The organism is Bovifimicola ammoniilytica, assembly GCF_025567085.1.
GTDB lineage: Bacteria > Bacillota > Clostridia > Lachnospirales > Lachnospiraceae > Bovifimicola > Bovifimicola ammoniilytica.
The window spans coordinates 249,139-264,649 of sequence record NZ_JAOQJN010000001.1 but is presented as its reverse complement, the minus strand read 5'-3'; the positions used below and the strand labels follow the sequence as shown (position 1 = coordinate 264,649).

The window sequence follows — 15,511 nt, the reverse complement described above, 5'->3', positions numbered from 1 at the left end:
CCGGTAATGTGGCTTCTAAAATCACTATATCCGTCTAATTATTTATATAATTAGATATTTTTTAATAGCATATATAATTATATCATCTGATTAAACTTCAAATATTAAATCACCATATGATGGCATTGGCCATAAGTCTTTATCAACAATCATCTCAAGTTTGTCAACAGGTGTTCTTAAATCTGCCATTGCTTCTCTGATTACATCTTTGAAGAATGTAGCCTGTTCTTTGCCCTCTTCTTTAGTTGCTGCTTCGGCTATAGCTTTCTTCAAGTTAGCAAGAGCTTTCTGTGTCTCTGCAAGTAATGCTGAAGTCTCAACTAAGAGTTCTTCCTGTACACTTGTATCTGCACCTACTGCTGCTGACTTAACTGATGCAATTGATGTAGAAAGTTCTGTTGTAGCTTTGATTACGGCAGGAATAATCTGTTTGCCTGCAATATCAATCATAGCCTTTGCTTCAATATTTAATGCTTTAGAATATGCTTCGTACTGTACTTCTGCACGAGACTCTAATTCTGCCTTTGTAAATACACCGAATTTTTCAAATAACTTGATAGCCTTATCTGTTGTTAGAGCCGGAATAGCATCAACCATAGTCTTGATGTTTGGTAAACCTCTTCTCTCAGCTTCAACAATCCATTCATCTGAATAACCGTCTCCATTGAATACGATTCTCTGATGTTCTGTTGCTAATTTCTTGATAAGGTCATGTAATGCTAATTCAAAATCGTCTGCTTTCTCAAGTTCATCTGCAATATCACAGAATGCTTCAGCAACGATTGTATTAAGAACAACGTTAGGGCTGGCAACTGAATCTGATGAACCAAGTGCTCTGAATTCGAATTTATTACCCGTAAATGCAAATGGTGATGTTCTGTTTCTGTCTGTTGCATCCTTCTTTAAATCAGGAAGTGTGCTTACACCTGTCTGTAATCTGCCTGCTTTTAAACTGCTTGTTGCATCACCTGTGCTGATTAACTGATTTAATACGTCACCTAACTGGTCGCCTAAGAACATTGAAATGATAGCTGGTGGTGCTTCATTTGCTCCTAATCTGTGGTCGTTGCCTGGGTTAGCTGCTGATTCACGAAGTAAATCTGCATGTTTATCAACTGCTGACATAATAGCTGTTAATACAAGCAAGAACTGTTTATTCTCATGTGGTGTCTTACCTGGGTCTAACATATTAATTCCATCATCTGTTGTGATTGACCAGTTATTATGTTTACCTGAACCATTAACACCTGCAAATGGTTTCTCATGAAGAAGGCAAACCATACCATGACGTCCTGCTACTTTCTTCATTGTCTCCATTGTAATCTGGTTATGGTCAACTGCTATATTAGCCTCGGCATATATAGGAGCTAACTCATGCTGTGCAGGAGCAACTTCATTATGCTGTGTCTTGGCAGATACACCTAATTTCCATAATTCTTCATTAAGGTCTTTCATAAATGAACCGATTCTTTCACGAATACTTCCGAAGTAATGGTCATCTAGTTCCTGTCCTTTTGGTGGCATTGCACCGAATAATGTACGACCTGTAAAGATAAGGTCTTTTCTCTTTAAATATTTTTCTCTGTCAACTAAGAAATATTCCTGTTCTGGTCCAACTGATGGAGTAACTCTCTTAGATGTTGTATTACCAAATAATCTTAAAATACGAAGTGCCTGTGTATTAATTGCTTCCATCGAACGAAGTAATGGAGTCTTTTTATCAAGAGCTTCACCTGTATATGAGCAAAATGCTGTCGGAATACAAAGAACCGCACCTGTTGCATCTCTCTTAACAAATGCAGGTGATGTACAATCCCATGCTGTATATCCTCTCGCTTCAAATGTTGCTCTAAGACCACCTGATGGGAATGATGATGCATCTGGCTCGCCTTTTACTAATTCTTTTCCAGAGAATTCCATTAATACTTTTCCGTTTGACTTAGGTGCTGAAATAAATGAGTCATGTTTCTCAGCAGTTACACCTGTCAATGGCTGGAACCAATGTGTGTAATGTGTAGCACCTTTTTCAATTGCCCAATCCTTCATAGCATTTGCAACCGAATCAGCTACTGCTGAACTTAATTCTGCGCCTTCATCGATTGTTTTTCTTAATTCTTCATAAACTTTTTTTGGTAAACGTTCTTTCATAACTGTATCGTTGAAAACGTCTTCACCAAAAATTTTTGATACGTTTAAAGCTTCACTCATGGTTATACATTCCTTTCATATGGTTAATTATAGTATTCTGACCACAATACATTTTCAATTAATTCAATATATTCCGGTACGCAATCACATAAGACTATAAAAACATTTGTAACTTAATATTGTATTTGTTCCTATAAAAAGGGCGTCCCCTAGCTAGGAACGCCTTTGTCCTCATATAATCCATATGTGTGAAATCACTTGCTGATTTCTTATATGTATAAAATAACTCATTTATATAAAAAATGCAAGTACTTTTTTATATTTATTAAATGAGGTAATTTATCAGTATTTTCGAAGTCAAAGAGTAATTTTATTAAGTAAGTTCTTCTCTTCTTACCATTTGTACAATAAATCTCTTACTCTGGTCTCCTCTTGTACATGTAGATAATGTAATTATCTTATCTGTTGGTTTAATATCATTTACACCTGTATCATATGCTCTTTTGCTCATACACAGGTCTATATATCTCTGAAATTCTTCATCATCAGCAAAAACATATGAATACGTATCACCTATCTCATCTGTCTCATAGGTTGCAAATATATAATAGCGATATCCTTTATCCTTTATATATATATCAAATGTCGGATGCTCTTTAAAATATGATTTAGATGCATATTTAATTAATGTACCAAACATTGAATTATTAAGCATATCATGTCCATATATAATACAGTTTCTGTCTTCCATTCCTTCATTAACCCTGTAATCTACGAATATAGAACCTGATTTACTCTCTCTATGTGCAGCATTATGTGTAAGATAGTAAGTGTTATCAGTCCCCTTAAGCACAGGATAACTTATAATGTTATCCTGTTTAATCCAGCCTACGGCATCTGAATTCATATTGACAAGTGCCTGATAATCATACTTCCATACCGCCTCGTTCTTGGTATTACTTATCTTGTTACCAGCTATATCAGTGGTCTGTTCATCTCCTGATATGTTCGGCACTTCGAACATCTTCTCTATATTCTCGTATTCATCATCACTGTCTTTATAATCTAAATATATATTAGTGAGTTCATATGCCGAATATGTGAATACGCATAGTGCACAAAGCATAATAAGTTTTCTGATACTCTCTATTATATAATATTTCTTGGAATGCTTCTTTAAATCTTTTATCTTATTCTGAAACCTTTCTTTCACATTAATATGTTTCATTACATAAACCATACCTTTCATCTTGGTAAAATCTATATATTATTATACCAAAGCAGATAAATAAAGCAACAAGATTATTCTCTTATGAGAAGTATTTAACACCTGACTCGAATATCTTCATATCCTGTTCACCAATAATATTTATGGCAACTGACTGTCCACGTCTCTCTGAATGAGCCATCTTACCAAAGCATCTTCCATCAGGACTTGTAATACCCTCGATTGCACAATATGAGCCATTTACATTCCATTCCTCGTCCATTGTAGGGAGTCCCTGCTCATTTACATACTGTGTTGCAACCTGACCATTTTCGAATAACTTCTTAAGCCATTCGTCATTTGCTACGAATCTGCCCTCACCATGTGAAGCTGGGTTTACATAAGTCTTACCAAGTTCAGCTAACTGTAACCAAGGTGATTTGTTTGAAACAACCTTTGTATATACCATCTTAGATACGTGACGGTTGATTGTGTTATATGTTAATGTTGGAGAATTCTCGTCCTGTCCTGTTATCTGTCCATTAGGTACAAGTCCAAGTTTGATAAGTGCCTGGAAACCATTACAGATACCAAGTGCAAGACCATCTCTTTCATTTAATAACTTATTAACTGCTTCTTTAAGCTTCTCATTTCTGAATGCTGTTGCGAAGAATTTAGCAGAACCATCTGGTTCATCACCTGCGCTGAAACCGCCTGGGAACATAATAATCTGTGCCTGTGAAATAGCATTTTCAAATATATTAACAGAATCTCTTATATCTTCTGCTGTAAGATTCTTAAATACTTTAGTTACGACATTTGCACCGGCTCTTTCAAATGCTTTTGCGCTGTCGTATTCACAGTTTGTTCCAGGGAATACAGGAATGAATACTGTAGGTTTTGCAACCTTATTCTTGCATACATAGATACTTCCTGCTGAATATACGCCTGTATCTACAACGCTCTTATCATCTGTTGACTTAGTCTGGAATACTTTTTCTAAAGTTCCCTCCCATGCTGCTAAAGCTTCGTCCATTGTAATTGTTACATCACCATATACAAATGATTTTGTATCAGTAACTTCACCAATTACTTTTGCATCTTTTACTTCTGATAATTTAGCTGTGTCTACTTCTGCAACGATATTAGCAATTCCCTTTCCAAATAATGTTTCTACAGTTACATCGTCATTTACTTTAATACCAAGCTTGTTACCAAATGCCATCTTGCTGATTGCTGCTACAACGCCCTTGGCATCTACTGAATAAGCTGCTTTAATTACGCCTTTACCGATAAGTTCATGAATCTCATCATATAATTTCATTACTTTATCATAAACAGGTAAATCGTATTCATCTCTTTCTATCTCGAATAATACGATTGAATCACCCGGTGTCTTAAATTCAGGTGTAATAATGTCTTTCTCTTTAGCCACATCAACTGCAAATGAAACTAATGTTGGAGGTACATCTATATTATTAAATGTTCCTGACATACTGTCCTTACCACCGATAGATGGTAATCCGAAACCTAACTGTGCATCATATGCACCAAGTAAAGCTGCAAATGGCTGGCTCCAGCGTTCAGGGTCAGAATTCATTCTTCTGAAGTATTCCTGGAATGTGAATCTTATCTTCTTATAATCACCGCCTGCTGCTACTATCTTGGCAACCGACTCTGTTACTGCATATATTGCTGAATGATATGGGCTCCAGCTTGAAAGGTATGGATCAAAACCGTAACTCATCATTGTTACTGTATCGCATTTACCTTTTAATACAGGAAGTTTAGCAACCATTGACTGTGTCTCAGTCAACTGGTAACGTCCACCAAATGGCATAAATACTGAACCTGCACCGATTGAACCATCGAATCTTTCTACAAGACCTTTCTGTGAACATACATTTAAGTCTGCAAGAGTATCTGTCCATGCTTTCTTAACATCTTTCACTTCAACATCTTTGAAGAACTTATTATTCTCGTCAGGCATATCTACCTTAACTGCATTTTCCTGATGCGCACCGTTTGTATCAAGGAATGAACGTTTAAGGTTAACTATCTCTTTACCTCTCCATTTGAGAACAAGTCTTGGCTCTTCTGTTACGACTGCAACTTCTGTAGCCTCAAGGTTCTCTTCGTTGGCATATTTCATGAATTCTGCAACATCCTTAGGATCAATAACTACTGCCATTCTCTCCTGTGATTCTGAAATAGCTATTTCTGTTCCGTCAAGACCTGCATATTTCTTAGTTACTTTATCAAGATTGATATCAAGACCATCTGCTAATTCACCGATGGCAACTGATACACCGCCTGCGCCAAAGTCATTACATTTCTTAATTAATTTACTTACTTCTTCTCTTCTGAATAATCTCTGAAGTTTTCTCTCTGTAGGAGCATTACCTTTCTGGACTTCTGCACCACATGTTTCGATTGAAGCCTCTGTATGAACCTTAGATGAACCTGTTGCACCGCCACAGCCATCACGTCCGGTTCTTCCACCTAATAAGATAATGATATCTCCCGGATCAGAGTTCTCACGTTTTACAGCATATCTTGGAGCCGCTGCTATAACTGCACCGATTTCCATTCTCTTAGCTACATAATCAGGGTGATAAATCTCTTTAACAAGTCCTGTTGCAAGACCAATCTGGTTACCATATGAGCTGTATCCGTTTGCTGCTCCACGAACTAACTTCTTCTGTGGTAATTTACCTTTAAGAGTATCTTTCATCGATTTGGTAGGATCTGCTGCACCTGTAACACGCATTGCCTGATATACATATGTACGTCCTGACAATGGATCTCTTATTGCACCACCAAGACATGTAGCAGCGCCACCAAATGGTTCTATCTCTGTAGGGTGGTTATGTGTTTCATTCTTAAAGTTGACAAGCCACTCTTCTGTGATAACACCTTTGCCGTCCTCTTTATCTATTTCTACTGGTACTACGATACTACAAGCATTAATCTCGTCAGATTTCTCCTGGTCGTCTAACTTGCCCTCTTTCTTTAACTTACGCATTGCCATAAGTGCTAAGTCCATAAGGCAGACAAATTTATCATCTCTTCCCTTGAAGATAACATTTCTGTCTTCAATATATCTTTCATAAGTCTTAACGATTGGTGCCTTATAATAACCATCTTCAAACTCGATATCTGTTAATTCTGTATTAAATGTTGTATGACGGCAGTGATCTGACCAATATGTATCGAGAACTCTTATCTCTGTCATTGATGGATCTCTGTTTTCATCATTCTTAAAATAATTCTGAATATGGAGGAAATCTTTAAATGTCATTGCAAGTCCTAAAGAATCATATAATTCTTTAAGTTTTCCCTCTTCCATATCTTTAAAGCCATCAAATATAATTACATCAGCAGGCTCATCGAATACTGTCACAAGTGTTTCAGGTTTCTCTAATCCTGTTTCTCTTGAATCTACAGGGTTAATAGAGAATGCCTTGATACTTTCGAATTCTTCGTCTGTAACCTTTCCCTCTATTACATATGTAGTTGCTGATTTAATAACAGGTTCTTCATCTTCATTTAAAAATTTTACACACTGTACTGCTGAATCTGCTCTCTGGTCAAACTGTCCCGGAAGAAATTCTACACTAAAAACACGGTCATTTTCTGCATCATATGGAAATTCTTCTTCATATAATGTATCTACCGGAGGTTCTGAAAATACTGTAACTAACGCCTGTTTATAAGTCTCTTCCGATATGTCTTCAACATCATATCTTACTAAAACTCTGACACCTGTTACAGTTTTAATTCCGAGATAACTTGATATCTCATGTTTAAGTTCCTTAGCCTTAACAGCATAAGGTGCTTTTTTCTCAACATAAACTCTTCTTACTTTGCTCATAAGTACCTCCATATATTTTGAGTTGCCAGTACAAATTCTGACTAATCCATAATAATGCAAGTTTACAATAACATTAGGTCATTGTCAAACGTATATTGCATAATTATATTTTTAATCTTATCACACATACTTCCAGAAATGCCTTACAATCTCTCCTGCATTTTTGCTGTCAATAACTTTGACATCATTCCATTCCCTCGGAAATAGCTGTCTGTAATCTCTCCTTAGAAATCTTTCATCTAACAGAGAAATGACTCCATAATCTTCATCCGTCCTGATAACACGCCCTGCTGCCTGCAAGACCTTATTCATTCCCGGATATCTGTATGCATAATCAAATCCATTTCTATTATTCTCATCATAGTAATTCTTAAGTATCTCTCTTTCAGAGCAGACCATAGGAAGTCCCGTACCAATGATAATACTGCCGATAAGTCTTTCATTCTTAAGGTCTATGCCCTCCGAGAATATTCCACCAAGCACACAGAAGCCAATAAGGCTTTTATCCCTGTCCACTTCAAATGTTGCTAAGAATTCTTCCTTTTCTTTTTCTTTCATACTTCCTGTCTGGCAGAATATCTCATATTCTTCTGTAAAACCCTCTCTTATGGCTAATTCATATATATCTTCTAACATTTTATATGATGGAAAAAATACCATATAATTTCCGGCACATCCACCTACCACTTCTCTTATAATATTTAACATTCTTATATATTCATTTTCATTTCTTCTTGTGTATTTACTGCTTACATCTCTGCATATTGAGACCAGTCTTTTATGTGTATCAAATGGAGAATCAATATAAATCGCATAGTCCTCAATATCTCCGCTTAATAATTCCTTATAATAATTAACCGGCAAAAGCGTTGCAGAGAAGAACATTGTCGCAATTCCTGTCTGCATACAATCCTGCAGATTACCCGATGGGTTTACGCAGAAAAGCTTCACAAAGAATTCGCCTTTCTCATTAAAGTCAGAATATATAACGTATTTGCTGTCAACAAGTTCATATATATCTAAATATGTCCTTACCGCAAAATATAATTCTAATACTTCATCTCTTTTATCAAATTCCTTATTATCATCTAAGAATTTCTCTAGTGCTGTCTGTAATCTTAAAAGCGACAGAACTAAGTCCTCAGTTTCATCAAGAAGTGTGTATGAATACCGGTCTGAAGTTCCTATACACATTCTCTTAAGACTTAACATTTCGCGATTGCATTTATCAAGAGCATTTGACACTCTCTTGCTTCTGTCCCTGACAATCTTTTTACAGCTTAAGAAATCTTCCTTAGTAATTATGGCACTATACATTTCCCTTGCACGCTCCACAAGATTATGTGCTTCATCTACGAGAAATACATATCTGCCTGTTATTCCCTCCGTAAAATATCTCTTAAGCTTGGCATAAGGGTCAAAAACATAATTATAATCACAGATTACTCCATCCATAAAATTACTTATGTCTAATGACATTTCAAACGGACATACCTCATATTCATCTGCATATTTCTCGATAACTTCCCTTGTTATTGATGATTCATTGGTAATTACTTCATATATTGCACTGTTTACCCTGTCAAAATGCCCTTTTGCACGTTTGCATTTATCAGGATTACATATAGTCTCATCACATGGACAGATTTTCTCTTTTGCGGTTAATGTAACCGTCCTGAAATGTAGTCCGTTTCTCCTTAATACTTCGAAAGCTTCTTCTGCTACAGTTCTAGTTATCGTCTTGGCGGTAAGATAGAAGATTTTATCCACATCTCCTGTTCCTACAGTCCTCACAGCCGGATAAATCGTCGAAATAGTCTTACCTACGCCTGTCGGTGCCTGAATGAACATATTTCTCTTAGCAAGAATTGATTTATAGACAGATACAACAATATTTCTCTGCCCGTTTCTGTATTCAAATGGGAATTCTAAATGCTGTATTGAATCCATCTTCATCTTCTGCTCGTCTGCAATATAGTCTGCCCATCTTATATATTCAGCCATTACACTCTCGAACCATACTTCTATTTCTTCAAATGTATATACGGTTCTGAAACGTTTGATTTCCTCGGTATCAAGATTGCAATATGTCAGCTGCACACAGATTTTATCCAGATTATGTTGTCTGGCATAAATATACGCATAACACATTGCCTGTGCCTGATGCACCTGCTGTGCTTCTGTGAATTTCATCACATCTGCATACATACTTTTTATCTCATCTACCACTACTATATCCTCGGCTATGATACCGTCTGCTCTTCCCTCCAGATTAATGCAGTAATTATCATATTCAAGTGCTATCTTTAACGTAACTTCAGCTTTATATTCTATACCCATCCGTCCCTGAATCTTCTTATGCATCTTCGTACCCTCTGCCATTGCCTGCTTGCTCATTGCACCGGCTGTACGGTTATCAATGTCACCTGAACGCATAATAAATTCCACAAGATTTCGTACAGAAATATTTATAGTAAACTTCTCCATTATTTATTAAATCTTTCCGGTATATTTTCGCCCAATTCTGCCCTATGCTCTAACAATTTATCATACTGCTTATACATTTTCTGGACACCATTCTCTAACAGATAATAATGTTTTATATAAGGTATAAGTAAGACAATAAGCAAAAGTGCAAGCAGAAGCAGACCTATGTTATTCACTATCAGATATGTAAATATCGTCATAAAAGTACCAATTGCAAATAAAACAGTTACGATTAGATGAACAAGTCTTTCGTGCATAAAGAAGCCTATCTGCACCATATGATTCTTCAATATCTTCTGTAAGTCCATCTCTTCTCCTGATTCTATTCGTTCTAAAAGGTCGTCCATATACTTTAAATATTTTGTTATTCTCTCTTTCATAAGCTTCTCCTGTTCTAGGTAATCTACTCTGATGATTATTGTATTAAATTGAAAAAATAGGTAATAAATACCTGAGTATCTATCACCTATTTTAACCAATATCTCTCTATATTGCAATTCGATAATTATTAGTTAGCTTTACCAACTGAACCAAATAATTCCATTTTTTCCTTAACTGTAGCTTTGATTGCTTCAAATCCAGGAGCTAATAATTTACGTGGGTCATATCCTTTACCCTGAAGGTCTTTACCCTCTTCGATATATTTACGTGTTGCTGCTGCAAATGATAACTGGCATTCTGTGTTAACATTAATCTTAGCTACACCTAATGAGATTGCTTTCTTAATCATATCGTCTGGGATACCTGTACCACCATGAAGAACTAATGGCATATCACCTGTAAGTTTCTGAATAGCATCAAGTGTTTCGAAACTTAATCCTTCCCAGTTATCTGGATATTTGCCATGTATGTTACCGATACCTGCTGCAAGCATTGTTACACCAAGATCTGCAACTGCTTTACACTCGTTAGGATCTGCACATTCTCCTCTGCCGATTACACCGTCTTCTTCTCCACCGATAGCACCAACTTCTGCTTCAAGAGACATTCCTTTTTCTTTAGCTATCTTAACTAATTCTGTTGTCTTAGCAACGTTCTCATCGATTGGATAATGTGAACCATCAAACATAATTGAAGAGAAACCTGCTTCAACACACTTTAAACATCCTTCGTAGCTACCATGGTCTAAGTGTAATGCTACAGGAACTGTGATGTTTAATTCTTCCATCATACCATTAACCATACCTACAACAGTTTTGTAACCTGTCATATATTTTCCTGCACCTTCAGAAACACCTAAGATAACTGGTGAGTTTAATTCCTGTGCTGTTAATAAGATTGCCTTTGTCCACTCAAGGTTGTTAATGTTGAACTGACCTACAGCATAATGTCCTGCTTTTGCTTTTTCAAGCATCTCTTTTGCTGAAACTAACATATTTTATTACCTCCGTAAATTAAAATTATCATTTGAAAAATGTTCATCTACATTTTTCCTATATTATACCTTATTTTTAAAGTATTGCAAACTATTTTTAAATTCTTCAACATACTGACGAAGTTTATCTGTATCTTTCTCTGTAAAACCGGCATTTTTATCAGCATATTTAGCCCTGTATATAATGCATATAACCTCTTCTGTATCTGATGTGTCAGGAATAATTCCACCTGATTTAGTATATTTACTATCCTTATCCATATCAGCTTTCTTAAGTCTACCGATTAATTCGTTGATATCGTTACATATATCACTTGTGCTTCGGTTTATGGAATAATCTATTCCTGCTTTAGTAAGGAGCTTTTCAAAAATCACAGTCAGTACATCTATATTATGTCTTAAATCGTCTGTATTATAATCAGATTCTTTAACATCTCTCTTATGCTGTAATATATTATATAGTTTAACAGAAACAATTAATACTATGACTACTGCTGCCAATAATGCAAATATAATAATTATATTTTTATCATTCTTCTTATCTGTCTTTTTATCCGTTTCTATTTTGCCATTTTTAATAGTTGTTTCTTTACTGACATTTTCTTTATTTGTTGTACTCTTCTCTGCGGCTTCTGAAGAGATCTCATCCGATATGCTCTCTGGCGATGTTGTTGGTTCTGCCACATTATCAACATTATCTGACAGGCGAAAATATCCGGGAGTCACTTCTACCGGAACAAATCCAAGACCTGTAATGTAGATTTCAGGCCATGCATGTGCCGACTCATCTTTGACAATTGCCTTTACCTCGCCATTATCTGATTCATTCTGGTCGCTGCTTGTTATAACGTATCCCTCAACATATCTTGCAGGAATTCCCATATATCTGAACATCATTACACCCGCCGATGCAAATGAAGTACAATATCCTGCTTTCTTAACTGTCAGGAAATCAACTATAAAATCATCACCTTTATCTAAGGCTCCGGGACTTAATGTATATATAGCATTTACAGACAAATATTTCTGTACATATTTTATGCAATCTATAAGACTTACAGCTGTTCCGTCATAGACTGGTGAATCAAGCATCTCTTTTGAAAGAACTTCTGCGACTTCATTACTTATGCTACAACTTATATTTGTAAATTCTTCAAATTCTTCAAGACTCATTTCATCATCTTTTATCATATTAATTGCTTCATCTAAAGAAATATCATATACATTAAATACTTCATTACCTATCGAGTAATCCGTACTTAAGCGCATCTCTTTTTCATTATCTGAATAATACTGGTTAACATAGTATGGCATATATCTGTACTTTCTCTGATCCTTAATATATCTGATTTCAAATTTATCAGCAATTTTCCCATCATAGAACTTCTCTATATAATCATAGTCTGTAACTAAAGAATTCGACCTTCCACCCATAATTTCAATAGTCTTGACCAGTTCCCTGAGATTATCTGTGTTTATTTCAGTCCATTTATTTCTATCATATTCATTCCCGACAAAGCCCTTAAGATAAATATTATTATCTGTCTGTGTCATATTTACTCTAAGCATTTCTAAGCCGGTATTCTTTACTTCATCTACATTACCAAGTCTGCCACCGTTAATCCCACCATATGCCATACTGCTTTTTCCATCTGATGATGCCCGTTCAGTACCAGAAGAAATATCTAGTTTAAATTTTTGAGCAATATTTTCCAACACATCACGATATTTCAAATATTTGTTCTCATTATAATTCTTTGGTCTCGCTATAATTAATGTAAATAAAGTTACTACAGCTATAACTCCCGTCATAAATATCATTCTTCTTATGTAAATGTGCCTGTTTCTCCCATACATCACACATAATACATAATAAAGTATCAAAAGAATTGTCCATATTGTTCCCGGAAATAAGCCAAGTAACAGACCGGCAAATGTAATACCTGCAGACAGCAGAATGTGTATTGACGAAAACACTTTATATATCGAAGCTGTCACAAGTATATATGCATATTCTATTATTATCATACACAAAGTAAATGTAACACTCTGCTTCGTCGAACTAAAGAATATCGGTTTGCCAAAATCTATAATGAACATATCCGATTCTGTAATTCCCGCATAATAGTTATATGCATCTATTATTCTGTTAGCTATATAATATATTCCACACTTTATTCCATTCCAATTGATGAGTATAAGCAATATCACCGTTACAAATATCCCTGTCATCGCAAGGTGCTTATGCCTTGCCCTTGATGTAGTCATAAGTAAAAACGTTATACAGATTGTAAATAAACTTACTGCCACCTTTGATGCCGGAATATTAAACATATCAATAAAGCCGCCTGCTGTAGCAATTATACCCAATGAGATAATCAGACTCTTTCCGATAAAATCTGGAATTTTAAATTTATTTTCCATATCAATCCTCATTTTTCACACTATTAGTTTCCTTATGATAATATAAACATATTGTAGACTTCATGATTCTCATTCATAAATCTCTCCAATATCTTTTCTACATTTTCATCTACTTCATACATATCATATTTCATAACCTCCGATACAGCATTTTCTATATGTTCATATTCAGATACCAGACTTCGTCTTAATGTCCACGCATCTTTATCAAACCACATTATATAAAATGCATATCCGAGATTTCTCATTTCATAGGCTATTGAAATCGACTTTTCTAATCCTTCGTCAATATTTATCCTCTTAGATAAGTCGAAATATACATATATATTCGTCTCTATTGCTGCTATCGAATCTCTTATCATTAATTCGTCGGTTTTAGAACTCAGTTTCCAATGTATTTTGTTCATTGAATCACCATCGTGAAATTCACGTATCTCAAACGTTTCACTGCTGTCTCTTCCTCTGTCCTCATGAAATATCTCTGATTCGTCACCACTAACAAACGGCATCTTCGGTAATTCTATATCTATCGGTTTCGGTGTCGGCATTACCATTACATTTACATTTTCGGATATATTATTAATACTTAGTGAACCAAAACCTAATATATCGTATATATAAGCATTTTCAATTGTAAATGCAGTATATCCACACGGAAGACTCTCAGTAACTACTTTCTTACTCTCGATTCTATTGTCATTCAATTCCAACACTATTCTCTTGCTGCGTTCTCCCTGACCATATTTGCTTTTGTACTTTAAATTAAATTCAACTTTCTTATAGGGATAAATACTTCTCTTATTAATAACCACTGATACTGACACTTTCTCTTCTCTTACTATATATGGTTTGTCTGGCTTAAGTTTTATATCCACTTTGCACGACAATATCCGGAAAAGAATATATTCAATAATTGAAACACTAATAATTATTCTTAATGGAAGTGTTGAACTATACTCACTAAACAATATCATTAAAACTATCAATATTATTATTAATGCAACAGACACAATAATATTTTTAGCCTTATGGATTTTTCTGTTTGCACGCATCACTTCGTGGCTGCCTCCCTGCTTATATTACTAATTACTTTATCCACACTTAAACCACCTGTTTTCGCTCTGGCATTGAGAATTATTCTGTGTCTTGTACATGGATATAATACTTCATTGACATCCTCAGGAATCACATAGTCTCTTCCTCTTGCGTATGCATTCGCCTGCGAAGCTTTCATTATGGCTACGCTTCCTCTTGGACTTATTCCTAACTCTATCTCTGATTTATTACGTGAAATATCTGCAATTTTAGCAATATATTCATATATTTCATCACTAATATAGACTTTTCTTACTTCTTTCTTAATTATGTCTAAACCTTTAGAATCAATTACAGGCCTTACTTCATCTAATGGATTTTTACAGAATTTTTCTTTAAGCATAATAGCTTCATCACTGACAGTCGGATATCCCATTGATACGCAGAACATAAATCTGTCTAACTGCGATTCAGGCAGCATATGTGTACCTATTGAACCTACAGGATTCTGTGTTGCTATTACATTAAAAGGAGAGGGCAGCTTATATGTTACGGAATCTACTGTAACGTTGCCCTCTTCCATAGCCTCTAATAATGCTGACTGTGTTTTTGATGAAGTTCTGTTAATCTCATCTGCCAAAAAGAGATTACACATTATGGCACCTTGCTTGAATTCGAATTCATTAGTCTTCTTATTAAGCATTGTAAATCCAGTTACATCAGATGGTAATACATCTGGTGTAAACTGGACTCTGTTATAATCAAGTGCCATTGCTTTTGAAAATGACAATGCAAGTGAAGTCTTTCCTACACCCGGTATGTCATCTATTAATATATGCCCATCGGCTATCATAGCTGTCATTACCTGAAATATAACCTCATCTTTGCCCACTATAACCTTCTTAACTTCATTTATTACTTTCTTAACTGCCTCATAACCTGTCATTTTCTTTTCTCCAAT

General features: G+C 35.3%; 9 protein-coding genes. All 9 read right to left on the bottom strand.

The annotated features are described in order from the left end of the window. Positions 1-90 precede the first annotated feature (90 nt). Positions 91-2,208, bottom strand: a complete 2,118-nt coding sequence (locus tag OCV48_RS01190; RefSeq protein ID WP_021982003.1) for a glutamine synthetase III family protein — start codon at positions 2,206-2,208, stop codon at positions 91-93. Between the two features lie 313 nt (positions 2,209-2,521). Continuing rightward, positions 2,522-3,388, bottom strand: a complete 867-nt coding sequence (gene srtB / locus OCV48_RS01185) for a class B sortase (RefSeq protein ID WP_262558550.1) — start codon at positions 3,386-3,388, stop codon at positions 2,522-2,524. Positions 3,389-3,458: 70 nt separating this feature from the next. Then, the gene (locus tag OCV48_RS01180) at positions 3,459-7,229 is read right to left on the bottom strand and encodes a phosphoribosylformylglycinamidine synthase (protein WP_147590895.1); all 3,771 of its coding nucleotides are present in this window, start codon (positions 7,227-7,229) and stop codon (positions 3,459-3,461) included. A 120-nt stretch (positions 7,230-7,349) separates the two neighbouring features. Further along, positions 7,350-9,716 carry a helicase C-terminal domain-containing protein gene (locus OCV48_RS01175; protein ID WP_147590894.1) on the bottom strand — a complete coding sequence of 789 codons (2,367 nt, stop codon included), beginning with the start codon at positions 9,714-9,716 and terminating at the stop codon, positions 7,350-7,352. Next, positions 9,716-10,096 carry a hypothetical protein gene (locus OCV48_RS01170; RefSeq protein ID WP_147590893.1) on the bottom strand — a complete coding sequence of 127 codons (381 nt, stop codon included), beginning with the start codon at positions 10,094-10,096 and terminating at the stop codon, positions 9,716-9,718. The genes OCV48_RS01175 and OCV48_RS01170 overlap by 1 nt, the downstream gene beginning before the upstream one ends. Positions 10,097-10,224: 128 nt before the next feature. Beyond that, positions 10,225-11,091: a class II fructose-1,6-bisphosphate aldolase gene (gene fba / locus OCV48_RS01165; protein WP_021982008.1), complete on the bottom strand. Its 867-nt coding sequence runs from the start codon at positions 11,089-11,091 to the stop codon at positions 10,225-10,227. Positions 11,092-11,154: 63 nt separating this feature from the next. Continuing rightward, positions 11,155-13,515: a transglutaminase-like domain-containing protein gene (locus OCV48_RS01160; RefSeq protein ID WP_262558548.1), complete on the bottom strand. Its 2,361-nt coding sequence runs from the start codon at positions 13,513-13,515 to the stop codon at positions 11,155-11,157. A 32-nt stretch (positions 13,516-13,547) separates the two neighbouring features. After that, positions 13,548-14,570, bottom strand: coding sequence for a DUF58 domain-containing protein (locus OCV48_RS01155; protein WP_147590891.1), 1,023 nt, complete (start codon positions 14,568-14,570; stop codon positions 13,548-13,550). After that, on the bottom strand, positions 14,567-15,496 hold the full coding sequence (locus OCV48_RS01150) for an AAA family ATPase (protein ID WP_021982011.1): 930 nt from the start codon (positions 15,494-15,496) through the stop codon (positions 14,567-14,569). The genes OCV48_RS01155 and OCV48_RS01150 overlap by 4 nt, the downstream gene beginning before the upstream one ends. Positions 15,497-15,511 lie beyond the last annotated feature (15 nt).

Bases quoted from the DNA above. Each gene is read 5' to 3' on its own strand.
- OCV48_RS01175 (WP_147590894.1), bottom strand. From the start codon at position 9,716: ATGGAGAAGTTTACTATAAATATTTCTGTACGAAATCTTGTGGAATTT.
- OCV48_RS01180 (WP_147590895.1), bottom strand. From the start codon at position 7,229: ATGAGCAAAGTAAGAAGAGTTTATGTTGAGAAAAAAGCACCTTATGCT.
- OCV48_RS01160 (WP_262558548.1), bottom strand. From the start codon at position 13,515: ATGGAAAATAAATTTAAAATTCCAGATTTTATCGGAAAGAGTCTGATT.
- srtB (WP_262558550.1), bottom strand. From the start codon at position 3,388: ATGGTTTATGTAATGAAACATATTAATGTGAAAGAAAGGTTTCAGAAT.
- OCV48_RS01170 (WP_147590893.1), bottom strand. From the start codon at position 10,096: ATGAAAGAGAGAATAACAAAATATTTAAAGTATATGGACGACCTTTTA.
- fba (WP_021982008.1), bottom strand. From the start codon at position 11,091: ATGTTAGTTTCAGCAAAAGAGATGCTTGAAAAAGCAAAAGCAGGACAT.
- OCV48_RS01150 (WP_021982011.1), bottom strand. From the start codon at position 15,496: ATGACAGGTTATGAGGCAGTTAAGAAAGTAATAAATGAAGTTAAGAAG.
- OCV48_RS01190 (WP_021982003.1), bottom strand. From the start codon at position 2,208: ATGAGTGAAGCTTTAAACGTATCAAAAATTTTTGGTGAAGACGTTTTC.